At 65.8% G+C, this 22,891-nt stretch carries 21 protein-coding genes and 1 pseudogene; 15 read left to right on the forward strand and 7 right to left on the reverse strand.

The window, feature by feature from the left end; translation table 11 throughout:
• The first annotated feature begins 64 nt into the window (after window positions 1-64).
• A complete protein-coding gene (locus tag FXF75_RS04125; RefSeq protein WP_163520251.1) occupies window positions 65-1,207 on the forward strand; it encodes a CBS domain-containing protein in 1,143 nt (380 codons plus the stop codon).
• Between the two features lie 70 nt (window positions 1,208-1,277).
• Here FXF75_RS04125 and FXF75_RS04130 read toward each other — a convergent pair whose 3' ends face one another.
• On the reverse strand, window positions 1,278-2,279 hold the full coding sequence (locus tag FXF75_RS04130) for a phosphate uptake regulator PhoU (RefSeq protein ID WP_163520252.1): 1,002 nt from the start codon (window positions 2,277-2,279) through the stop codon (window positions 1,278-1,280).
• A gap of 269 nt (window positions 2,280-2,548) precedes the next feature.
• On the opposite strand from FXF75_RS04130, the gene FXF75_RS04135 reads away from it, so the two are divergent.
• The 6 genes and pseudogenes from FXF75_RS04135 (at window position 2,549) to FXF75_RS04160 (ending at window position 9,734) form a co-directional block, all read left to right on the forward strand.
• Window positions 2,549-3,637 (forward strand): PstS family phosphate ABC transporter substrate-binding protein, encoded by a 1,089-nt coding sequence (locus FXF75_RS04135; protein WP_163520253.1) that lies wholly within the window; start codon window positions 2,549-2,551, stop codon window positions 3,635-3,637.
• The gene (pstC, locus tag FXF75_RS04140) at window positions 3,634-4,707 is read left to right on the forward strand and encodes a phosphate ABC transporter permease subunit PstC (protein ID WP_163520254.1); all 1,074 of its coding nucleotides are present in this window, start codon (window positions 3,634-3,636) and stop codon (window positions 4,705-4,707) included. The genes FXF75_RS04135 and pstC overlap by 4 nt, the downstream gene beginning before the upstream one ends.
• Window positions 4,704-6,326, forward strand: coding sequence for a phosphate ABC transporter permease PstA (pstA, locus tag FXF75_RS04145; RefSeq protein ID WP_163520255.1), 1,623 nt, complete (start codon window positions 4,704-4,706; stop codon window positions 6,324-6,326). Before pstC ends, pstA begins: the two co-directional genes overlap by 4 nt.
• Window positions 6,323-7,243 carry a phosphate ABC transporter ATP-binding protein PstB gene (gene pstB / locus FXF75_RS04150; RefSeq protein WP_163520256.1) on the forward strand — a complete coding sequence of 307 codons (921 nt, stop codon included), beginning with the start codon at window positions 6,323-6,325 and terminating at the stop codon, window positions 7,241-7,243. The genes pstA and pstB overlap by 4 nt, the downstream gene beginning before the upstream one ends.
• A 185-nt stretch (window positions 7,244-7,428) precedes the next feature.
• Window positions 7,429-8,105: pseudogene (gene phoU, locus FXF75_RS04155) on the forward strand (phosphate signaling complex protein PhoU).
• Window positions 8,106-8,351: 246 nt separating this feature from the next.
• The gene (locus FXF75_RS04160) at window positions 8,352-9,734 is read left to right on the forward strand and encodes an HD domain-containing protein (RefSeq protein WP_163520257.1); all 1,383 of its coding nucleotides are present in this window, start codon (window positions 8,352-8,354) and stop codon (window positions 9,732-9,734) included.
• Window positions 9,735-9,770: 36 nt separating this feature from the next.
• Here the strand turns inward: FXF75_RS04160 and FXF75_RS04165 are convergent, their stop codons facing one another.
• The gene (locus FXF75_RS04165; protein ID WP_163520258.1) at window positions 9,771-10,520 is read right to left on the reverse strand and encodes a sensor domain-containing protein; all 750 of its coding nucleotides are present in this window, start codon (window positions 10,518-10,520) and stop codon (window positions 9,771-9,773) included.
• Window positions 10,521-10,754: 234 nt separating this feature from the next.
• On the opposite strand from FXF75_RS04165, the gene FXF75_RS04170 reads away from it, so the two are divergent.
• Genes FXF75_RS04170 through FXF75_RS04180 form a run of 3 tightly spaced genes read left to right on the forward strand, consistent with a single transcriptional unit; the run spans window position 10,755 to window position 11,654 of the window.
• Window positions 10,755-11,072, forward strand: coding sequence for a winged helix-turn-helix domain-containing protein (locus FXF75_RS04170; protein WP_163521097.1), 318 nt, complete (start codon window positions 10,755-10,757; stop codon window positions 11,070-11,072).
• Complete coding sequence (locus FXF75_RS04175) at window positions 11,069-11,386, forward strand: hypothetical protein (protein ID WP_163520259.1); 318 nt, start codon at window positions 11,069-11,071, stop codon at window positions 11,384-11,386. Before FXF75_RS04170 ends, FXF75_RS04175 begins: the two co-directional genes overlap by 4 nt.
• Window positions 11,376-11,654, forward strand: coding sequence for a hypothetical protein (locus tag FXF75_RS04180; RefSeq protein WP_163520260.1), 279 nt, complete (start codon window positions 11,376-11,378; stop codon window positions 11,652-11,654). Before FXF75_RS04175 ends, FXF75_RS04180 begins: the two co-directional genes overlap by 11 nt.
• Here FXF75_RS04180 and FXF75_RS04185 read toward each other — a convergent pair.
• On the reverse strand, window positions 11,651-12,421 hold the full coding sequence (locus FXF75_RS04185) for a hypothetical protein (protein WP_205427174.1): 771 nt from the start codon (window positions 12,419-12,421) through the stop codon (window positions 11,651-11,653). The genes FXF75_RS04180 and FXF75_RS04185 overlap by 4 nt on opposite strands.
• Before the next feature lie 170 nt (window positions 12,422-12,591).
• On the opposite strand from FXF75_RS04185, the gene FXF75_RS04190 reads away from it, so the two are divergent.
• Window positions 12,592-13,290 carry a sensor domain-containing protein gene (locus FXF75_RS04190; protein ID WP_163520261.1) on the forward strand — a complete coding sequence of 233 codons (699 nt, stop codon included), beginning with the start codon at window positions 12,592-12,594 and terminating at the stop codon, window positions 13,288-13,290.
• 11 nt (window positions 13,291-13,301) lie between these two features.
• Here the strand turns inward: FXF75_RS04190 and FXF75_RS04195 are convergent, their stop codons facing one another.
• Window positions 13,302-14,135 carry a DUF4097 family beta strand repeat-containing protein gene (locus tag FXF75_RS04195; RefSeq protein WP_163520262.1) on the reverse strand — a complete coding sequence of 278 codons (834 nt, stop codon included), beginning with the start codon at window positions 14,133-14,135 and terminating at the stop codon, window positions 13,302-13,304.
• Between the two features lie 284 nt (window positions 14,136-14,419).
• Window positions 14,420-16,645: a CDC48 family AAA ATPase gene (locus FXF75_RS04200; RefSeq protein WP_163520263.1), complete on the reverse strand. Its 2,226-nt coding sequence runs from the start codon at window positions 16,643-16,645 to the stop codon at window positions 14,420-14,422.
• A gap of 353 nt (window positions 16,646-16,998) precedes the next feature.
• On the opposite strand from FXF75_RS04200, the gene larC reads away from it, so the two are divergent.
• The gene (gene larC, locus FXF75_RS04205) at window positions 16,999-18,498 is read left to right on the forward strand and encodes a nickel pincer cofactor biosynthesis protein LarC (protein ID WP_163520264.1); all 1,500 of its coding nucleotides are present in this window, start codon (window positions 16,999-17,001) and stop codon (window positions 18,496-18,498) included.
• A 101-nt stretch (window positions 18,499-18,599) separates the two neighbouring features.
• Here the strand turns inward: larC and FXF75_RS04210 are convergent, their stop codons facing one another.
• A complete protein-coding gene (locus FXF75_RS04210; RefSeq protein WP_163520265.1) occupies window positions 18,600-19,367 on the reverse strand; it encodes a hypothetical protein in 768 nt (255 codons plus the stop codon).
• A 143-nt stretch (window positions 19,368-19,510) separates the two neighbouring features.
• Between FXF75_RS04210 and FXF75_RS04215 the strand changes: the two genes are divergently transcribed.
• Together FXF75_RS04215 and radB are read left to right on the forward strand one after the other, a co-directional pair.
• Complete coding sequence (locus tag FXF75_RS04215) at window positions 19,511-19,879, forward strand: hypothetical protein (RefSeq protein ID WP_163520266.1); 369 nt, start codon at window positions 19,511-19,513, stop codon at window positions 19,877-19,879.
• A 76-nt stretch (window positions 19,880-19,955) separates the two neighbouring features.
• Complete coding sequence (gene radB / locus FXF75_RS04220; RefSeq protein WP_163520267.1) at window positions 19,956-20,675, forward strand: DNA repair and recombination protein RadB; 720 nt, start codon at window positions 19,956-19,958, stop codon at window positions 20,673-20,675.
• 174 nt (window positions 20,676-20,849) lie between these two features.
• Here radB and FXF75_RS04225 read toward each other — a convergent pair whose 3' ends face one another.
• Window positions 20,850-21,227 (reverse strand): 30S ribosomal protein S8e, encoded by a 378-nt coding sequence (locus tag FXF75_RS04225; protein ID WP_163520268.1) that lies wholly within the window; start codon window positions 21,225-21,227, stop codon window positions 20,850-20,852.
• A 182-nt stretch (window positions 21,228-21,409) separates the two neighbouring features.
• Here FXF75_RS04225 and FXF75_RS04230 point away from each other — a divergent pair, with 182 nt between their 5' ends.
• On the forward strand, window positions 21,410-22,843 hold the full coding sequence (locus tag FXF75_RS04230; protein WP_163520269.1) for an MFS transporter: 1,434 nt from the start codon (window positions 21,410-21,412) through the stop codon (window positions 22,841-22,843).
• The last annotated feature ends 48 nt before the right edge of the window (window positions 22,844-22,891 follow it).

Here is a 22,891-nt window from a genome sequence, read left to right on the forward strand (position 1 = left end):
GATTCCCGAACTTCGATAACTCTGCTAAGTTTCATTATCACAGGAGACGTAGGTTCACGTGACGATGGACATCGCTGATATAGCAACGACGGACTTCACCGAGTTAGACGCCGCATCGAACGTCGGCAAGGCCCGGTCCGTCTTCGAAGACGAGAACCCGAAAGGCATCATCGTGACCAAGTCCGGCGAGTACGAGGGGGTCATCACGCAGAAGCAACTGCTCCGCTCTCACATCGAGGACCACACCAAAATCGAGACGCTCACCAAGTCCGCGCCCAAGGTGGACCGAACCGACGACGTTCGGGACGTCGCGCGTTCGCTCGTGGAAGGCGGTACCAAAGTCGCTCCCGTCTTCGAATCGGGGTCGCTCTGGGGAGTCGTCAGCGAGGACCTCATCCTCGAAGCGGTGCTCGAGCATCTCGACTCGCTGACCGTCGAGCAGATTTACACCGAGAACGTGATAACCATCGCCGAGGACGCGACGCTCGGGCAGGCCATCAATCGCCTGCGCGAACACGGCATCTCTCGACTCCCCGTCGTGGACGAGGACGGCTTCCTGACCGGCGTCGTCACCACGCACGACGTCGTGGAGTTCGCCACCCGGAACGTCCAGAAGACCACGCGCGGCGACCGGTCCGGCGAGGGTGACCGACTCCTGGACCTGCCGGTGTACGACGTGATGTCGAGTCCCGCCACGACCACGCAACTGGACGAGACCGTGCGCGCGGCCGTCGAACGCATGTTCGAGAACGACTACTCCGGACTCGTCGTCACGCCGGAGGACGACGACCGAGTCGTGGGCGGCGTCATCACCAAGACCGACGTGCTACGGGCGCTGTCGTACACCGAGGAGGAGGTGCTGGACGTCCAGATTACCAACGTGAACCTGCTCGACACGCTCAGCAGGGAGTCGATTCGGTCGTCCATCGAGGAGATAACCGAGAAGTACGGCAAGATGCAGGTGCGCCACGCCCACGTCCGGTTCCACGAACACAAGGAGCGACTCCGCGGCACACCGCTCATCCAGTGTAAGATTCGCCTCCGGACCAACCGCGGACAGGTCGCGGGGTCGGGCGAGGGATACGGGGCCGAGCAGGCGTTCAACGTCGCTCGCGACAAACTCGAACGCAACGTCCTCGAAGTGAAGGGCGTCGAGAGCGACCGCGAGTATCAGGGGCAACTCCTCCGGAAACTCGGCGAACTGTAGGCCTTCGAACGCTCGGTGAATCTCTCGCACTGAGGACCCGGCGAACGCCGACCGCGAACGTCGGCCGACGCTACTTCTCGGGTCGCGGTGCGGCCTTCTGGAGCGCGGTCTCGGCGATGTTTCCGCCGTAGTCCGCGCTCCGCGACAGCGAGTCCACGACGAGACTCAGGTACTGGGCGCGCTGGGCGTCCATCTCTCGGATGAGGTCGTCCACCGCGCGGGTGTGTTCGTCCACGCCGCGAACGCGCTCGCGGGCCTCGTTTCCGAGGCGCGTCGCCTCCTCTCCGTCCTCTTCGAGCAGCGCGTCCATCGCCATCTCGACGATGTTGGCGGCCTCCTCGTGGAGGTCTTCGAGTGCCTCGGCCACGTCGTCGGGAACCTCGTCGAGGTTGAGGCTCAACTGGCCGATTTTGGCCGCGTGGTCGGCGATGCGCTCCAACTGGCGGGCGCTGGAGTGGTAGTCGAAACACGTCTCGCGGGGCATGCCGATGTCGGCCGCGGTGCTGGGGTTGCGGAGCGCCGACCGGAACACCCGCGAAATCATGAACCAGAGTCGGTCCACGTCGTCGTCGCGTTCGATGACGTCCGTGGCGAGACTGTCGTCGTTTTCGACCAGTGCGGTGACCGCGTCCTGTAGCATCGTGGCCGAGACGAGTCGCATCCGGGTGATGGCGTTGTGAATCGAGAGTTCCGAGGAGTCGAGCAGGTCCTGCAGGACCACTCGGTCGGCCGTCTCTTCGATGACTTCGAGACCCACGAGACCCTGCGTGGCGTCTCGAACCGTCCGGCGCTGGTCTGGCGTCACGCGCGTCGCTTCGAGGTTGATGATGTCGAAACCGCTGACGTACAGCGTGAACACCGTCCGCATGAGTTCCGTCCCTTCGAGGTCGGTGATATCGACCGTCCCCTCGACGGTGTCTTGGGCCGAACGCGGCGAGAGCAGCAGCGAGTCACCTTCCGGGTGGAACTCGATGCGGTCGCCCGCTTCGATGCCGTTCTCCGTCGCCCATCCCTTCGGGATGGAGACCGTGAACGTGGAACCGCCCGTGACCTGGACCTTCCGGGTTTCCATATGTCGATAGCCGAACCGATACACAATAAATCTACTCAAATCTATATACAGGTCGGGCTATTAGACGATATTTCGTGACGGACGTGATTCGGTCTCGGTGCGAACTCGTTCTTCGGTCGTATCACATCGTCTCCTCTCGGCCTGAGGTGGCTAGTCGTGGGGTCTTGTGACAGAACCCGGTCGAACGACACCGGGTGTATGCATGGGTAAGTACGTCTATATAGATATAATAGAAGGGTATTTACTTCGCCTTGGGCAAGTCAATCGTAATGCGGGAAAAACCCTCTATCGACCGTCGAACCGTTCTGCTTGGAGGGGGTGGCGCTATCGCCTCACTGGCTGGATGTATCAGCACGAGTTCGACACCGCCCGGTAGCCGAGGGCGAGCGACGACGTCGGGGGAGACCGACGAGTCGTCCTCGGAGCAACTGAAAGCGGGCGGCTCCTCGACGGTGTACCCGATAACGAGCAAAGCCGCGTCGGTGTGGAACTCCAACCCACCCGCCGACGACGAGGAGTACTGGGGACCGAGCAAGTACGGTATCGAGACCGACGAACGACTGGCGACCTACTGGGCCGGGAAGTACGGGTTCGAGGCGTCCGGGTCCACCCCGCCGTTCAAGGTGAACGTCGGTCTGAGCCACTCGGGAACCGGTCTCGAAAAGCTCAAGAAGGGTCTCGTGGATATCGGCAACGCGAGCGCCCCTGTGAAGGCCGAACTCCCGGACCTGAGCCAGTCGGAGCTGGAGAAGTACACCGACCACGTCGTGGGCGTGGACGCCCAACCTATCGTGGTCAGCAAGGAGATTCGGGAGGCGGGCGTGGACAAACTGACCGCCGAGCAGGTCCGGGGGATATACACGGGTGAGATAGAGAACTGGTCGGAAATAGACGCCTACAGCGGCGAAGACAAAGAGATTCAGGCAATCGGTCGGGCCGAGGGGTCGGGGACCGACACCGCGTTCCGGGTGAACATGCTCGGCGGCCCCGACGCGAAGATGGCGGGCGTGGACGTGCGGAAGGGCCAGAACCAGCAGGTCAAGACCATCGTCGCGCGCTCGAACAACGCCATCGCGTACATGGCGCTGGCGTTCGTCACCAGCGAAGTCGCCGCCATCAAACTGGAGTTCGACGGCAAGGTGTACGAACCCGGGAAGAACCTCGCCGACGAGAACTACCCCCTCTCGCGTGACCTCCACTGTTACACCTACGAGGGCACTTCGGAGAAGGAAGCCGCGTTCCTCCGAATGTTGATAAGCGACTTCGGTCAACAGAACTTCGTCAAGCCGTCGGGGTACGCGATGCTGACGGACAAACGACGGAAGAACCAACTCGGTAAGCTTCCCGACGCTAAATGATAGGAAGCATCGACACCCGCGTTCGGTCCGCCCGCGCGACGGTCAGCGACATGGACCGCGGGGCGCAGTTCGTCGACGGCGCGGCTATCGTCTCGGTACTCCTCACGATGGCGGCGTTCCTCGTCGCGCCCGCGTACACGGTCTTCCCGCTGTTGGCGTTCTTCGCCGTCGCGGCCTACGGGTGGAAATCTCATCAGGCCAACACCGCGAAGCTACTGATGTTCCTGATGACGGCTTCGACTATCGTCATCCTCGGTCTCATCACTGTCTACCTCATCTTACGCGCGGTTCCGGTGTTTCAGGCGATGGGACTCGACCTGCTGTTCCGGACCCAACAACCGCTGTGGAGTACCAGCGAGGGCGTCTACTCGCTTGTGCCGATGATGTGGGGGACGCTCGTGACCACCGTCCTCGCGATGGCAATCGCCGGACCCCTCGGCGTGGCCGGGGCGCTGTTCATCAGCGAAATCGCGCCCCGGTGGGCGCGGGAGGTCATCAAGCCCGGCATCGAGATTCTGGCCGGGGTCCCCTCCATCGTCTACGGGTTCATCGGTTACGTCATCATCAACACGTACATGATGGAGGAGTTGGAGTTGGCGAACTTCGGGAGCCTGTTCGGGGCCGCGCTGGTCATCGGCGTGATGGCCCTGCCGACGGTGGTCTCGGTCGCCGAGGACGCCATCGGGAGCGTGCCCGAGTCGATGAAGAGCGGGTCGCTCGCGCTCGGCGCGACCGACTGGCAGACCATCAAGAGCGTCACCATCCCGGCGTCGTTCTCGGGCGTCTCGGCCGCGGTCCTGCTCGGGGTCGGCCGGGCGGTCGGCGAGACGATGGCCGTCACCGTGATGCTCCCCCACCAGCAGGTCCTGCCCGACCCCATCTACGACGTGTTCCGGGGGACCGAGACGCTCACCAGCCTCATCGCGGGGCAGTACGGCGTCGCCTCCGGGAACCAGATGTCGGCGCTGTTCGCGGCCGGTGTGGTGCTGTTCGTGACGGTCCTCGGACTCAGTATCGCCTCGCAACTCGTGGAAGCGCACATGGAGCGGAAACTCGGGGGTAGCCAATGAGCTACGAGACCACCGATTTAGTCGCCGACGAGTCCTCGCTCGCCGAGCGAGTCGCGTCCGGCGTCGTCGGTCTCGACGTACTGTCGGTCGTCCTCGGCTTCGCGGCCATCTTCCAGTGGACCGAGGTCGAGAGCGAGTTCTTCGGCGTGACCCTGTTCAACCTCTACGGGGCGAGTCTCGTCTTAGCCGGCGTCGGCGTCGTGGCGCTCGGATTCGCGTCCCGGTTCGGGTACGTGGAGACGACGCCCAACCGGAGCGCCGGACTGCTCACCGGGGGTCTGTTCGGTCTCGTCGGCGTGGTCGCCGGCGGACTCGTTGCCTCCCAGACGCTCGGTCTGGGTCTCGTCGGGTGGCTCCCCGCGGCGATACTGGTCGGCGTCGGCGTGGCCGCGGTGACTGTCCTCCCGCGCGAGGACGTCGGGTCCACGCTCCCGGCGGGCGCGCTCTCGGCCCTCGTGGGTGCGCTGTTCCTGACCGACGTGTTGACGACCGAGTGGGAGTGGGCACCCGAGGGCTTCTCGGCTACCTTCACCGGTCCCGTTGTCGGTCCGGTGTTGACAATCTTCGCGGGACTCGTCTGCGCGTGGGCGGCCGCGAAGGCCCACGAGGGCTTCGGCACTCGGGGGCGACAGGCCGGGGCGTACCTGCTCGTCGGCCTGAACGCCTTCGGTATGCTCGGCGTGCTACTACTGCTCGTCCTGTTCGTCGCCGGGAAGGGCTGGTCGCGGATGGTCGAGGGCATCAAACTCGGCCTGTTCAGCGAACCGGCCTTCTGGTTCCACGTGCCCGGGTTCGACCAGTACCTCATCTTCGAGATACCCGGCGTCTGGTTCTACTGGCCGTTCACGATGAACGGCTACTCGCTGTCTCAGGACGTGATGAACGGGGTCCTGCCCTCCATCGTCGGGACGGTCTGGCTGGTCGTCGGCGCGGTGCTGTTCGCGGTCCCGCTGGGCGTCGGCGCGGCGGTGTTCCTCACCGAGTACGCCGAGCAGGGCGGGTTCACGCGTGCGGTCGAGATAGCGACCAACGGGCTGTGGAGCACGCCGAGCATCGTCTACGGCCTGTTCGGCTTCGCGTTCCTCGTCCCGCGACTGGGCAACAGCTTCTCGCTGCTGGCGGGCCAGTTGGTGCTGGGCTTCATGCTCCTCCCGCTGGTGCTCATCACCAGTCGCGAGGCCATCATGACGGTGCCCGACGAGTACCGCGACGCCAGCGCCGCGCTGGGCGTCAGCCAGTGGGAGACCATCAAGAGCGTCGTCATCCCGGCCGCGATGCCCGGCGTCATCACGGGGGTCATCCTCGGCGTCGGCCGCATCGCGGGCGAGACCGCCCCGATTCTGCTGGTAGCGACCGGGTCGCCCCAAGTCACCAGCGGCCCGCAGGTGCTGACGAGCTTCCGGTTCATCTCGAGTCCGCCGTTCGTGGCGAACCCGGCGCTGTTGGACAGCATCACCGCCCTCCCCTACAAACTCTACGCGACCATCACGGCGGGCGTCGTGAGTTCCGACCCCGCGTTCGGATGGGCGACGGCGCTGGTGCTACTCATCGTCGTGCTGTCGTTCTACGCTATCGGCATCGTCTCTCGAATCTACTTCCGGAGGAAACTCGAACAATGAGTAACGCAGAATTCAAGCAGAGCGAACCGAGCGCGGACGAACAGACAGAGAGCCAGACGACGACCGTCAGCGGGGAGAGCCAAGAGCAACTCGAAGACGAGTGGATAGAGTACGAGTTCGACGGCGCGCCCAAGATTTCGGTCGAGGACCTCGACGTGTTCTACGGCGACGACCACGCCATCCACTCGGTGTCGATGGACATCCCCGAGAACAGCGTCACGGCGCTCATCGGGCCGTCTGGCTGTGGGAAATCGACGTTCCTGCGGTGTCTGAACCGGATGAACGACCGCATCAACTCGGCGCGAGTCGAGGGGTCGGTCGAAATCGACGGCGAGGAGATTTATCAAGACGGGGTGAACCTCGTGGAACTCCGCAAGCGCGTCGGCATGGTGTTCCAAGCGCCCAACCCCTTCCCGAAGTCGATTCGGGACAACATCGCCTACGGCCCGCGCAAGCACGGCGACATCAACGACGGACTGCTCGACAGACTCCTCGGCCGGGCCGACGACGAGAAGGAAGACGAACTGGTCGAGCGCTCGCTGCGGCAGGCGGCGCTCTGGGACGAGGTCAGCGACCGACTCGACGACAACGCACTGGGTCTCTCCGGCGGTCAACAACAGCGCCTCTGCATCGGTCGGTGTCTGGCGGTGGACCCCGAGGTCATCCTGATGGACGAACCCGCCTCCGCCTTGGACCCCATCGCCACCGCCAAAATCGAGGACCTCATCGAGGAACTCTCGGAGGACTACACCGTGGTCGTCGTCACGCACAACATGCAACAGGCCGCCCGCATCTCCGACCAGACCGCCGTCTTCCTCACCGGCGGTGACCTCGTGGAGTACGGCGAGACCGACCAGATATTCGAGAACCCCAACAGCCAGCGCGTCGAGGACTACATCACCGGGAAGTTCGGATAGAGCGCTTCGACCGTCTCCGGCGAACGCGAACTCCCCTCCGGCGAGTTCGTATTCGGGGAGACCAGAGACCGGACAGCAATCCGTGTGCCGGGTCGCCGTTCTCCGCTCCGGACGCGCCTCGCACCACCGGCCCGTCAGGTCGTGCGGTCGAAAACTACAACACCCGGACCCGCCCATTCGTAACTATGCCCCGAGAGGACTACCAACAGAAACTCACCGACCTCCGCGAGAACGTCCTCTACATGAGCGAGGTGTGATGGAGCGACTTCGCATGGGACTCGACGCCCTCGAACAGAAGGACACCGACCTCGCGTGGGAGGTCATCGACGGCGACGAGGAGGTCAACCAACTCTACCTCGACCTCGAACAGGAGTGCATCGACCTGCTCGCGCTTCAGCAACCGGTCGCGGGCGACCTGCGATTCATCGCGGCGTCGTTCAAGATAATCACCGACCTCGAACGCATCGGCGACCTCGCGACCAATCTCGGCGAGTACACCCTCGAAGCGAACCACGACGTGTTCCCCGAGGTCGACATTCAGGAACTCGGCACGTTCACCCTCGACATGATAGAGGACTCGATGGTGGCCTACGCCGACGAGGACGCCGACGGCTGTTACGCCATCGCCGAACGCGACGACGAACTCGACAGTCGGTGCGAACGCGCCAGCGAAATCGTGGTCCGTGACCTCATCGAGACCGAACTGGAGGACAACACGGAGGAGGAGGTCGAGCAACTGCTGGAGGACGTCTCCCGCCTGCTGCTGACGGTCCGAGACGTCGAACGCATCGGCGACCACGCGGTCAACATCGCCGCACGGACCCTCTACATGGTCGAGAACGACGACGAACTCATCTACTGAAACTTTTGCTGCGGTCGAGCGCGCCGTAGGCGCGCTCTCACTGGCAAAACTTTCATGAAAAACACGGCGGTCGTCCCGCCACTCGCTTCGCTCGTTCTGGTCCTCCCTTGGTCCGCTCGCTCACTGCGTTCGCTCGCGGTGGCTGCAGGTATCACCCCTCGGGCGGAATCGAAAGACCGACTACGGTACCGTACCGACCGTTGACAATCAGTTTCCGACGCGGCCCCCTCACCGATAGCTTGCTCCATGACCGTGACACAAATCAAGGACCCGGTTCACGGGTACGTCGAACTCGAACAGTCGCTGCTCGATTACGTCGTGGACACCCGCCCGTTCCAGCGCCTGCGGTACGTGCGGCAACTCTCTGCGACGAACCTCGTCTACCCCGGTGCCAACCACACCCGGTTCGAACACAGTCTCGGGGTCTACCACCTCGGGCGCACCGTCTTCGAGAACTTGCGCACCCAGTCGTACTTCACGCACGACACCCCGGAGTCGGCGCTCGACGAGATTCAGCGGACGCTCGAATGCGCCTGTCTGCTCCACGACGTCGGCCACCCGCCGTTCTCGCACCTCGGCGAGCGGTACATCGACACCGGGGACCTCCGAACGCGCCTCGCCGACCGCGGTCTCGTCGCGGCCTTCGAGGAGGCCGGCATCGAGGACCCGCTCGGGTCGGTCAACGCGCACGAACTGCTGGGCTGTCTCATCGTCCTCCGGGAGTACGCCGACGCGCTCCGGGACCTCGGCGTCGACCCCTACGAGGTGTGCGCGTACATTCTCGGGTACAGCCTCCGCTTCGAGCGCGGCGGCCGCTGGCAGTACGGCGTCGGCGCGCAGATTCTCCACTCGCCCATCGACGTGGACCGACTCGACTACATCACTCGGGACAACCAGATGACCGGGGCGGACGTGCTGAGTTTCGACACCGACCGGATGGTCGGCGCGTACACCGCCCACCCCGACGAGGGACTCGCGCTCTCGGACAAGGCGCTCAGCACCGTCGGCAACTACCTCGAAGGTCGCATCGCGCTCTACATGTGGGTGACCCAGCACCACAAGTCAGTCTACGCGAACGTCCTGCTCCGCGCGCTCCTCGACGAACTCGCCGACATCGCCGACGACCCGCCGGTCACCGCCGACGGCGTGCTGGAGGAAGGCATCGACGACAACACGCTGATGGAGCGACTCCGGGTCGAGGCCCGCGACCGACCGGACTCCACGCTGGCGACGCTCTACGACCGCTTCAGGTCGCGACGGTTCCCCGAGTCCTGCTGGAAACACCGCATCGCCTACGCCGACCGAGTGGACGCCGACCTCGACGCGTTCGGCGAGTGGTTGCTCGACCACGACGACCGACTGGAACGCGCGCTCGCCGACGACCTCGACGTGCCGCTCCACGAGGTCTGGATAGAGCAGTCGTACGTCCCCGAGTACGAACCCGCCCAACTCGGGGACATCCCCATCGCGTACGGGGGGACGACCCGTTCGGTCGGCGAGTGGGGACTCTACGGCGACCGGGCGTTCGACAGTCCGATTCCGTTCGTCTTCGTCCCCCACGGCACCGAGAAGCGCGCGACGGGGCTCCTCGTCGAACTGTTCCACGCCGAGCGCGGCGCTCACGACTGAGGGTCTCGGGTTTGACTCTCTCGGGGAAACGTCCCGTTACCACGGAGACGGCGTCTCGGCGTTCGTTCCGAGCATCAACTTGGTGTACCACGCCGAGAGGCGCGCGAGTCCGTTGAGCAGGTGGAGCGAGGCGACCCCGAGCAGGACGCCGAGACCCGCCACGCCGAGTGCGGCCGGGAGCGTCGTGACCTGCCACGCGTCGATGCTGACGACCGTCTCGACGCCGACGAGCAGGTTCCGCCAGACCACGTACAGCGAGGGGTGGAACTGAATCGGCGCGTCGGTCACGATACCGACGTAGACGCCCGGTTGGTCGTAGACGAGGGGAACCGCGAGCATGCTCACCGCGGTCACGAGCAGAACCATGACCGAGACGAAGGCGGCGACACCGATGACCAGTTTCGACCCGAGGTAGACGATGGCCTTCCACGTCCCGAGGTCGGTCACGAGGCGCTTACAGCGTTCGGTTATCGACCCCGAGTCGGTCACGACCCACCCCGGCGACTCCACTTCGATGCCGAGGAGGAGCGTCGCAATCTTCCGTTCGACTCCGGCGAGACCGGTCGAGACGGCCAACACCGCCAGCAGAATCGGAGTCCCGACGACGGTAATGGCGAGACCGACGCCGATTGGGAGACCGACCGAGAGGAAGGTGAAGTAGGCCAGACCGAGCGGAAACGCCAACACCAGATAGAGCAGATTCCGGTAGGTCTGGAGTCGGAAGGGGACGCCGAAGACGGTCCCCAGCGCCCCGGTCAGACTCGTCGCGCGGTGGTCGGTCGTCATCCGAGTACGGCGAACTTCTTGGCCAGTCACAATAAATTTTCGGACACTCGCTCGACGCGCGAGCGTCCGCAGTGCTTTACACGAGGGGGTACGAACCGGACGGTGGACGGCGATGGGACGTTGGTTCGACTCACTCGACGCTCGCCCGCAGTCGGTCTCCCCGCCCCGAGCGCGTCGTGGACGCCCCGGAGACGACGGGAGGTCGTCGCGGTGAGCGACGCCGACGCCAGTGCGATGTTCGACCTGCTCGACGACGAGTACGCGCGCACCATCCTCGTCTCGACCTACCGGGAGCCGATGTCGGCCGACGCGCTCGCCGAAGCGTGCGACGCGTCGCCCTCGACCATCTATCGGCGGGTCGAGCGCCTCCAAGAGCAGCGACTGGTCGAGGCCGAACAGCGCCTCGACCCGGACGGTCACCACTACGAAGTGTACTCGGCCTGCCTCCAGCGCGTCACCGTCGAGTTGACCGAGGACGGTATCGAACTCGACGTGGACCGCGAGGAGGACCCGGCCGACCGATTCACCAGACTCTACGAGGGGTTCAAATGACGGGTGACGTCGCACTCCAGACGACGGTCGGCGGCTCTCGGACGGTCGCACTGCTCGCGCTCGCGGGACTGCTGGTCGCGGCGGTCCTGTCGCTCGCGGTAGTGTACCGACTGGTCGAGGGCTACCGCCGGAACGGCACCCGACCGATGCTGGCGCTCGGCGTCGGACTCGCGTTACTCGTCACCGGTCCCATCTTCCTGCGTCTCGCGTTCGCCAACGTCGTAGACGTCTCGCCCGCGACGCGGTCGGTCACAACGACTGCGTCCGAACTGCTCGGCCTCGCGGCCATCCTGTACGCGATATATGACCCCTGACATCACCACGCTGGCGGCGTCGCTCCCCGCTGCGCTCGGCCTGTTCGTCTCCTATCAGGCGTACCGCGGCTACCGCCGCCACGGCAGCGCGACCATGGGACTACTCGCGGTCGGCATCGTGTGCTTCACCGCGATTCCGTTCGCCCTGCAGGCGCTCCTCGCGCCCGCGCTGGCGTGGTCGGACGCGCTGGCGATTCTGGCAATCGTCGTCTCGTACAACGTCGGGCTGGTGGCGATTCTCTGGTCGCTCCGCGGAGACGGTCGCTAGAACGGCGTTCGAATCCCGACGCCGTTCGAGAGCGACCAGTCGAGGCGTCGTTTGTCGCCGTCGGCGAACGAGAGTTCACAGCTTCCGACGAGCGGAACCTCCCCGCGGTGAAACCCCTCCCACCGCGACCGATAGACCGTCTCGCCGTCGAGTCCCGTCTCGTAGGAGTTTCCCGGGACCGTCACCCTCGCATCCGCGGCCTCGACCCGACCATCCTCCGTAGAGCGCACGCGGTTCGCCGACAGTTGGCCGTCGCGCTCGGCTTCCACCTCGTGTTCGAGCCACGTGAACCCCGGTCGTTCCCGGTAGATACCCCACGGGTCCACTTCGTACAGCCTCCCGAGGAGACGGCCGGCGCTCCAGAGTCGGAGTCGGTAGCGGGCGTCGCCGCTAGCCTCACCGCCGTCCGAACCGTCGTCGAGTCGGTGGACGAGGACCGCTGCGTCCTGCACCGCGAACCGCTCGTCGGGTACCACGTCTGCTTGCCGTGCGTAGGCACCGACGAACTCGCCGGTGAGGGACGTAGGTTTCCGCCACGGGAGCGCGGCGTCGCCGTACTGCTCACGCGTTCGGTCGGCGTAAGCGGCGAACTCGCCGGGCGGAACGAACTCGTCGGAGTCCGGCGATTCGAGGTCGAGCGCACCGCCGAAGTCACCGCCGAGTTTCGTGCGGACGAATCCGACGTCGAGGTGGGCGGCACCGCCGAGGAGCGTTCCGACTGCGGCGACCCCGCCGACTCGACGGAGGAACCTACGTCTGGAGGACATCGTCCCGAACGGGGGCGCGACGAAGCATATACCTTCCGCACCGGTGACACCTCTGGCGGGGCGGAGTCCGATTCGGTCGAGACGCAGTCGTATAAAAATCCTTCCCCGAGTCGCCGCGACAGCGACTCGCCGACCCGGTTTACGGGTCCGTCCGCCGTCTCTCCGGTACGGTGACACACGTGACGACCACGCTCCGAGACGCCGCGACGACGCTCGTCGGCGTCCCCGTGCGCGCACAGACGTATCGAAACCTGATATACCTCGCTCTCGCCTTTCCCCTCGGTCTCGCGTACTTCGTGGGCCTGACGGTCGGGTTCTCGCTCGGCGTCGGTCTCGCGTTCACGTGGGTCGGGATTCCGATTCTGCTGGCGACGCTGGCGGTCGCGAGCGCGCTGGCGAGGGTAGAGGCCGGACTGGCCAACTGCCTACTTGGGACGGACGTTCGAGCGCCCTCACTCGACACCTCCGGGGGCGTCCTCGCGGCGACGAAGCGTCTCGTGACCGACGCCCGGACTTGGGTGGCGGTCGGCTACCTCCTCGTCAAGTTCGGACTCGGCATCGTCTCGTTCGCCGCGCTCGCGGCCCTCACCTCGCTGTCCGTGGGGCTGGTGACCGCGCCGCTGACCTACTCGTCGAACTACTACGTCGGTCTCCGCCTCGGGAACGCCACTGTCGGGCCGTTCGAGTCCGGACGACTCGTCGTGGACACGTTCGGCGAGGCGGTCGGGGTCGCCCTCCTCGGTCTGGTGGTCGCGCTCGCGTCGCTCCACGCGCTGAACGCGCTCGCACGTCTCTGTGGAACGATTACCGAAGAAATACTGGACAGTTCTGGAGCGGCGAGAACGACCGGAGCGACCGACGAGAACTGAGCCGGACCGGGCTATCGCAGCGCCGAGACCCCGACGCTGCCGTTCTCCGTGACGAACCGGAGTTCGGGACCGCCGTCACCGAGCGTCCCTTGGACCAAGTGTTCGTTTCGAATCTCCGCCTCGAAGTTGGGCAGTTCGACGGTGAGGTCTCCGTTGTCGGTCGTGGCAATGAGGGTCGCGTTCATGTCGGGCGCGACCGCCGCGGTCACGTTCCCGTTCTCGCTCTCGACGGTCGTCTGGCCTCGTATCGCGGGGAATTCGACGTCGATGCTCCCGTTCTCGGTCCGCACGTCGCCGACGCCCGAGACGTCCCGAATCGTCACGTTCCCGTTCTCGCTCTCGGCGGTGACGAACCCGTCGATGTCGTGAGCGTCGATACGCCCGTTCTCGGTGACGAGAGTCGCGTCCGACTCGACGCCGCGAACGTCCACGCTTCCGTTCTCGCTTCGGAGTTTTCCGAGACCGACCCCGGAGGGGAGTTCGACGCTGATTTCGACGGAGGGCATCCCGCCGAGCCACGACCCGTTGCCGGTCTGGTGGGGTTCGACGGTGAGTTCTCCGTTCTCGACGCCCATCTCGACGCGCACGTCGTCCAAATCGGCGAACACCGACCCCGATTTCTTGACCGTCCCGACTCGAACGCGGTCGGCGTCGGTCGTCCGGACGCGAACGTCGCCGTTCTGACCGAGCACTGTCACCGAGTCCACCGAATCGACGTCGAAGGTCCGTGCGTCTTCGAGTCGCTTGCCGACGAACGGCGTGGCACCGCTACACCCCGATAGAGTGGCGAGCGCGCCGGTCGCACTCAGTCCGAGGAGGCGACGGCGCCGAGTGTCTACTTTCATCACACGTCGGGATACTGTTCAGTCCACCATAAAGAAGGGAATAGATTCGCAGAGCCAGCGCCCGTCCCGAATCTTTATTACCGGTGACGAACCCTCCCGTGCAGACGCGTTCTCTCGACGTTCGACCGACGTAACGCGGACATTCACCTTCGACCGGCAAATCACGTCCTCCGCGTTCGATTTACACGCCGCGAGCGACCGAGCGCCGTGTCTTCGTTCGAGCTTTTGCGAAGCAGAGGTTCGCCCGCGGCGAATCTTCGGTCGGTAAAAAACGGTCCTCGGTTCTACTGGAAGCCGATACGGCCGCCGCGCCGACCCTGCTGGGGACTGGACGACCCGCCCTTGAACTCGTCTTCCATCTGTTCGTAGTAGTCGAGCAGGTCCTCCGTGATGGTCGGACGGACGTTCTCCATCGCCTGCCGGAAGTGGGTCATGCCGACCTCGGTGGCCTCGTCGTCCTCGCGGAGCGCCTCGATGGCGGCCTCCCGCGCGATGGATTCGAGGTCGCTACCCACGTAGCCGTCGGTGATTTCGGCGAGTTCGCGCAGGCTCACGTCGGGCGAGAGCGGCGTGTCGTCCGTGTGAATCTTCAGAATCTGCTCGCGCCCCTCCTCGTCGGGTTGACCAATCATCACGAGGCGGTCGAACCGGCCCGACCGGATGAGCGCCGGGTCTATCATGTCCGGGCGGTTGGTCGCGCCGATGACCATCACGTCGCCCTTCTCCTCCAGTCCGTCGAGTTCCGTGAGTAGCTGGTTGACCACGCGCTCGGAGACGTTCGACCCCATCTCCTGACTCCGGGAGGGCGCGAGGCTGTCCAACTCGTCGAAGAAGATGACGGTCGGGGAGACCTGCCGTGCCTTCCGGAACGTCTGGCGGATGGCCTTCTCGGACTCGCCGACCCACTTCGAGAGGAGTTGCGGCCCGCGGACCGAGATGAAGTTGGCGTTGGTCTCGTTGGCCACCGCCTTCGCCATCAGCGTCTTCCCCGTACCGGGCGGGCCGTAGAGCAGGACGCCGCTCGGCGGCGAGATGCCCAACCGCTGGAACTTCTCGGGCGAGGAGAGCGGCCACTCGACGCTCTCTTGGACTTGGTCTTTGGCCTCCTCGAGACCGCCCACGTCGTCCCACGATATCTTGGGCAGTTCCACGAGGACCTCGCGCATCGCCGAGGGTTCGACCTCGTTGAGCGCGCCGTTGAAGTCCTGACGCTTGACTATCATCCGGTCGATGAGGCTCGGCGGGATGTCCTCCTCGTCGAGGTCTATCTCGGGCAGGTAGCGCCGCAGGGCCTTCATCGCGGCCTCCTTCGTCAGGCTCTCGATGTCCGCGCCGACGAAGCCGTGGGTGTCGTTCGCCAACGAGTCGAGCGCCACGTCGTCCGAGAGCGGCATCCCGCGGGTGTGAATCTGGAGAATCTCCTCGCGGCCCGTCTCGTCCGGGACGCCGATTTCGATTTCGCGGTCGAATCGGCCGGGCCGACGGAGCGCGGGGTCCACCGAGTCCACGCGGTTGGTCGCCGCGATGACGATGACCTGTCCGCGGGATTCGAGACCGTCCATCATGGTCAGCAACTGGGCGACCACGCGGCGTTCGACTTCGCCGGTCACGTCCTCGCGCTTGGGCGCGATGGAGTCCAGTTCGTCGATGAAGATGATGGAGGGCGACTCCTCGGTCGCGTCCTCGAAGATTTCCCGAAGCTGTTGCTCGGACTCGCCGTAGTACTTGGAGATGATTTCGGGACCCGCGATGGAGAAGAAACTCGCGGAGGTCTCGTTGGCGACCGCCTTGGCGAGCAGGGTCTTCCCGGTCCCCGGCGGACCGTGTAGGAGGACACCCTGCGGCGGTTCGATACCCAGTTTCTTGAATATCTGGGGGTGCTTCATCGGGAGTTCGACCATCTCCCGGACGCGTTGAATCTCGTTTTCGAGTCCGCCGATGTCCTCGTAGGTGATGCCGCCGCCGGTCTTCTCGAAGCCCGAAATCGGCTCCTCGCGGAGTTCGACCTCGGTGTCCTCGGTGATGAGACAGACGCCGTCGGGGTCGGTCTCGACCGCGATGAGCGGAATCGCCTGTCCGGGCGACCGCATGAACGGGTGGTTGGTCGAGGACATCACGGGGACGATGTCGCGCTCGACCACCGGGCGCTTGAGAATCTGGCGCTTGACCATCCCGGCGGCGTCAGAACCGAACTGGACGCTGGCCTCCTCGGGCGGCGCGAGGACCAGTTTGTCCGCCTTCTCGGCCTCTGCCTTCCGAATCTCGACGCGCTCGCCGATACCCACGTCGGCGTTTTGCCGGGTGAACCCGTCGATGCGGACGGTGTCGGTGTTCCAGTCCTGTCGGTCCGCGCGCCAGACTTTCGCGGCGGTCGTGTCGCCGCCTTCGATTTCGATGATGTCGCCCGGACTCAGCTTCAGATGCAACAGCGTGTCCGGGTCGAGTCGGGCGATACCGCGACCCGAGTCGTTCGGGTACGCCTTTGCCACCTCTAGTTGAACTTCATTCATGATTCGATAATACGGGGATTGTTTGTCGGTCCGCGCCCGCGAAGGTTAAGTCCTTTGCTACCGGGGGTACCTCGTGAACCGGCCGACGGAGTCGTCACGACGGGGCGCATGCTATGGGTTTGCATACGGACTCGCGCTACAAAGCCGTTTGGCCTACAGGTGAACTTTGTGGTAGCGACAACGAGATGCGCCCGATTCGATTGACCACCGGACGCGTCGGTTCGACGGATGGTCGCGCCGCGGTCGGGTATCTAGCTCGCCCGAAGCCGTCGTCTTCTCACAGACCGTCACCGACTTCGACCGGCCCGCCGACAATCACCGCCTTTTTCGCCGCGAGCGACCCAGTCTACCGCATGAAGACGCTCGCATTCGACGGTCGGATGGGCGCGAGCGGCGATATGATACTCGCGGCCCTGCTCGCGGCGGGCGCGGACCGCGACGCGCTCACCCCCGTCGAGGACACCCTGCCGGTACGCTACGAGGTCGGCGAGACCGACAAGAACGGGATTTCGGCGACCACGGTCTCGGTCCTGCTGGACGACGAGGGAGACGAAGCGGAAGGCGACGACGAGGCCCCCGACCGCGACAGTTCACACGCAGAAGGCCATTCGAACGACGGAGACGCGCACGGCCACGACCATCACGGCCACGACCATTCCCACGACGAAGACGCACACAGTCACGACCGCGACGACGGAGGGCACAGCCACGACCACGACGAAGACGCCCACGACCACACGCACGCCGAAGGGTCCGGTCCGCTCCGGTCCTACCCCGAGGTGGTCGAACTCGTCGAGTCGATGGACCTGCCCGAGAGCGTCGAACGCGACGCGCTGGCCGTCTTCGAGTTGCTTGGGGAGGCCGAAGCCAACGTCCACGGAACCGACCTCGAATCGACTCACTTCCACGAGGTCGGCGCGGACGACGCCATCGCCGACGTGGTGGGCGCGGCGCTCCTCCTCGACGACCTGCACCCCGAGCGCGTCGTGACGACGCCGCTCGCGACGGGCGGCGGCGACGTCGAGATGAGCCACGGCGTCTACCCGGTGCCGACCCCCGCCGTCGTCGAAATCGCCGAGCGCGCCGACTGGTCGCTCCGGGGCGGTCCGGTCGAGACCGAACTCCTGACGCCGACCGGCGCGGCCGTCCTCGCGCACTTCGCCGAGGGCGTCGAGACCCTGCCGTCGCTCGGCATCGACGCGTCGGGCTACGGCGCGGGCGGGTACGACTTCCCGGACCACCCGAACGTCCTCCGGGCGATGGTCGGCGAGAGCGCGGCGCGAAGCGCCGCGGAAGGTGCGAGTAGCGAGGGACGGAGTCCCTCTAACCATTCGAGCGGGCGAAGCCCGCGAGAAGACGGTGAAACCGCGAGCGAAGACGGCTCCGGAAGCCTCGTCCGCGACGACGTCGCGGTCCTCGAAACGAATCTCGACGACGCCGCGCCCGAGATTCTGGGCGGCCTGCAGGACTCGCTCGCCGAGGTCGGCGCACGCGACGTGTCCGTCGTCCCGCTCACGATGAAGAAGTCCCGACCGGGCCACCTCGTGAAGGTCGTCTGCAAGCCCGACGACGCCGAGACCGTCGCCCGGCGACTCGCCGAGGAGACCGGCACGCTCGGCGTTCGACAAGCCGGGGCGACCCACCGCTGGATAGCCCACCGGGAAATCGAGTCGGTCGTCGTGGACCTCGACGGTGAACGCTACGAGGTGGACGTGAAACTCGCCAGCGACGACTCCGGCGAGGTGTACGACGTGAGCGCCGAGTACGACGACTGCGCGGCGGTGGCGTCGGAGGCGGGGGTACCCGTGCGCGACGTGATGCGCCGGGCAGAGAACGCGGCCCGAAAGTCGTAGAAGACCGTCAGACGCGGATTCGGTTGCGCGACGACTCGAAGCTATTCGTGCTGCTCCGTGGCGTTCCGGTGCCGGTCCTCCTCACCGTTCTGACGCTCGAACTACTCCCCACCGTTTCGATGCTCGTCCATCGCTTCCTCCAGTGTCAGGTCCCCTGCGGCCACGCGGCGGGCCAGTTCCTCGTCGATTTCCCGGTTGTCGTCTGCCCGTTCGCGCGACTTGTTCTTGATGACCTGTAGCTCTCCCGCGGTCGGTTCGATGTCCCGGCCCTCGACGCGTTCGCCCTCCAGTCGGGCGATGTTCACGGCGGCCAGCACGTCGCCCATCCCGCGCGCACCGGTGCCGAGGTAGGGCGTCGTCCCCGTCTCGTCCACGAGTTCGACGGGCGCGTCCTCCAACTCGCGGACGAGTTGCGCTCCCTGCAAGCGCGCGCCGTCGCCGATGCGGACCACGGGGTCCACCGCGTCCTCGACCTCCCGGCGGACCGTCTCGGCCACGTCCGCCAGCGGAACGTGGAACGCCGCGACCACCACGTCGCCCGAGAGGACCGCGATACCCGGCCGCGTGCCGGGGTCGATACCGACGATAGTCCGGCCGTCGCCGCTCCGGAGGCGGGCGAGGGCCTCGTCTACCGCACGCCGGGGATTCTCCGGGTCGGCGACGACCGTCTCCACGTCGGCCCGCGCGTCGGGGTCGTCGGTCACTGCCTCGGGGGTGTCCTCGTCGCTCTCGGCGTGAATCAGCACCGCGGTCCCGTCCGGAAGCGGGTCGTCGGGTTCGACCGTGGTGAAGGTCACGCCCCGGTCGCGCAACTCGTTGACCACGCCGTGATACACCTCGAAGTCCGCTGTGGCGACGACGACTGTCACTGTCCGGTGGTTCGCGTTCGGGGGTCAAAAGTTCAACTGCCTCGACCGCGGCGCACGCGGCCCGTCACGGGCCTGCGAGAGTACGGGCGGGGGCGTGACGGCGAACGGGAAGGTTCATGGGGGCGAGGTCTCAGCGTCTACGCATGAGACGACGCCGCCTGCTCGCGGTCTGTGGCGCTCTCGCCGTCGGGGCCGGGTGTACCGGAACCGACGAGACGACCGAGACCGAACGCTCGACGAGCGCCCGGACGACCGCCGCCCGAACGACGGGCGTCGCGACGACCGCGGACGTGGACGATTACGACGACGACGAGGACGAGGACAACGTCAAGGTGTACAGCCGCGACGGCGAGGTCAAGACCCTCAGCGACGAGGAGAGCGAGGAACTGCGCGAGGAGGTCGTGGAGAAGGCCCACGAGCAGAGCGAGAGCGGCGGGGCGGGCGACTGTAGCGACTACAACTACGACGGCGACTGCGACGGCGACGACGGCGTGGACGGCGACGAAGGCTGACTCGGGCCCGCCTTCGTCGCGGGACACGCGACCGCGAATCCGGAGCCTTTTGACCGGGTAGGCCCAACGCTCGCCCGTGAACGAAGAGGCCATTCCGACCGGGTGCGGGCCGCTCGACGACCTGCTCGACGGCGGGTTCGAGACCGGGACCGTCACGCAGGTGTACGGCCCGCCCGCCGCGGGCAAGACGAACGTCGCGCTGGGCGCGGCGGTCGAAGTCGCCGCCGACGGCGGCACCGCGGTCTACATCGACACCGAAGGGCTGTCGCTGTCGCGGTTCCAGCAGGTCGCCGAGGCCCGCGCGAACGCCGCGGGCGGCGCTGACGACGTCGAGGAACTTACCTCCAGAATCATCATCAAGGAGGCCTACGACTTCGAAGAGCAGGAGGAGGCGGTCCGCGACACCGCCGAACTCGCCGAACGGGCGGACCTCGTGGTCCTCGACAGCGCGACCGGGTTCTACCGACTCGAACGCGCCGAGGACGAGGAGGGCGGCGAGGCGCTCCGCGAAGTCGCGAGTCAGGTCACGCACCTGCTCTCGCTGGCGCGCAAACACGACCTCGCGGTCGTCCTCACGAATCAGGTGTACACGGACCCCGACGGGGACCGCGCCCGGCCGCTGGGCGGGCACACCCTCGAACACTGGACCGGGACGGTCGTCCGCATCGAGCGGTTCCGCGGCGGGAATCGGCGCGCGACCCTCGAAAAGCACCGCGCCAAGCCCGCGGGCGAGAAGGTCCAGTTCCGGATTACCGACTCGGGCCTAGAGGGCGTCGAGGACACTGTCGGCGTCTGAAGGGGAGGCTTCCGTGGAACTCTTCTGTGCGGTTCGACGATACGCGTCGCGCTCGACGGTCACGGCTACGTCTATCGGGGCAGCGTCAGCAGTTCACCGACGAGTTCGGCGAGAGCGCTTCGTACAGTCGCCGAATCGGTCGGCTGTGAGTGAGAAATCGGGTCCGAGTACGCGTTACTCGTCGTCGACGAGGACGGCGTTCACGTTGCCGGTCTGACCGGGACGGGAGGTGACGCGGGCGGTCCCCTCGCTGGTCTCGATGAGCGCGCCTTTGGTGACGATGTTCCGTCGGACGTAGTTCGGGTTGGCGTCGTTCTCCACGACGTCCTCGATTTCGGCCTCGACGGTCTCGCCGTCGATGGCGACGCTGGCGACGTTGGTCGAGAGCGCGCGGATTTTCTGGGTGTTTCCGCGGGAGTCGGTGGTACGGAGTCGGGTCTCGCCGACGGTGGTTTCGGTGGGTTCACGGCCCAGTTCGTGCTTCTTCTTCTTTCGCGAGTGTCGGAGTCGGCCGCCGGTACGCTTACGCGTGGAGCCTCCTTGGTCTTTCATACCCGAAAAATCCGCCACGCGCGTACTTATATCCAACCTTTTGGCCCCGGCTCTGCACCGAAGGGCACTCACCGCCAGCCGCCACTGTTGAAGAGAAAAGTTCTCCAATACACCCGAATGTAGTCTATATCCTCATCTTTAAGTATTGTCGATTGTGAACTACCACAACGGAGAGTCACAGGATGGCAGACGGAGTAACCACGGAAGAACGCGTGACCGTCTCGCAAGTGATGGACCGAATCCCCGTCGGCCGGTTCCACCGGCGCTTACTGGCGATTTGCGGGAGCGCGTGGGCGTTCGACGGCATGGAGGTCATCATCATCAGCTTCACGCTCCCGGTCCTCATCTCGGCGTGGGGACTCTCGGGGCTGAGCGCCGGACTGCTCGGGAGCGCGAGCCTGATGGGGATGATAGCCGGTAACTGGGCGTGGGGCTGGTACGCCGACGAACACGGCCGGAAGGACGCCTTCCAGTGGACGGTCCTGACCTACTCGCTGTTCGCCGGGTTGACCGCGTTCGCCACCGGGTTCTACTCCGGGTTCGCGCTGCGGTTCCTGACCGGCGTCGGTCTCGGCGGCGCGCTCGCGGTGGACACGTCCTACCTCTCGGAGCACCTGCCGACCGAGCGACGCGGGCGCTATCTGGTCTACCTCGACGCGTTCTGGCCGCTCGGCAACGTCCTCGCGGTCGTGCTGGCGTGGCTGTTCCTCTCGGTGCTCTCGACCGGGGGGACCGTCGCGGTCCCCGTCCTCGGCGCTGTCGCCGGGTGGCGACTCCTGTTCGCCAGCGCGGCGTTCCCGGCCCTGCTCGTGTTCGTCATCCGGAGCCAACTCCGGGAGACGCCCTACTACCTCGCCCGGACGGGCGACGTCGAGGGCGCGAACGACCGCATCCGAGCCATCGCAGAGGAGAACGACGAGGAGTTCACCCCCATCACCGCCGAGTCGGTCGAGACCGGCGACTCGGCGGGCTACGCTCGCCTGTTCGAGACCGACCTCCGCAAGCGCACGGTGATGATAGCCGCGGCGTGGTTCGCGGTCAACTTCGGCTACTACGGCGTGTTCATCTGGCTCCCGGACACGGTCGGGGCCGCGGGCGTGGTCGAGAGCTTCTCGGTCGGCGGAGTGACGATAGAGGGTCTCTACGTCTACTTCCTGCTCATCGGGCTGGTCCAGTTCCCCGGCTACTTCAGCGCGGCCTACCTCGTGGAGAAAATCGGCCGAAAGCCGACGCTCGGGAGCTATCTCGTCCTGTCTGGCGTGTTCACCTTCGTCTTCGCGGCGTCGATGCCGGGCGTGTCGCTGTTCGGTGCCGGACTCTCGGGGTTCTGGCCGTTCTTCGGCGGCCTGCTCGCGGCGAGTTTCTTCACGCTCGGCGCGTGGGGAGCCATCTACGCCTACACGCCGGAACTGTTCCCGACCGAAGTTCGGGGCACCGGAAACGGGTTCGCGGGCGGCGTCGGTAAAATCGGCGCGGTCGTCGGTCCGATTCTGGCGGGCGCGCTGGTCGAAGTCGGCTACCTCGCCGCGCTCGCGCCCCTCGCGGTCGCGTTCGTCCTCGGCGGACTGGTCGTCCTCGCGTTCGGCCGTGAGACGATGGGCGAACCGCTGTTCTGAGACGGGGACTCCGCCGGTCCCCCGAGCGACTTACGTCTGGACACCTAA

Origin of the sequence: Halorussus sp. MSC15.2, assembly GCF_010747475.1 — an archaeon.
Taxonomy (GTDB): Archaea; Halobacteriota; Halobacteria; order Halobacteriales; family Haladaptataceae; genus Halorussus.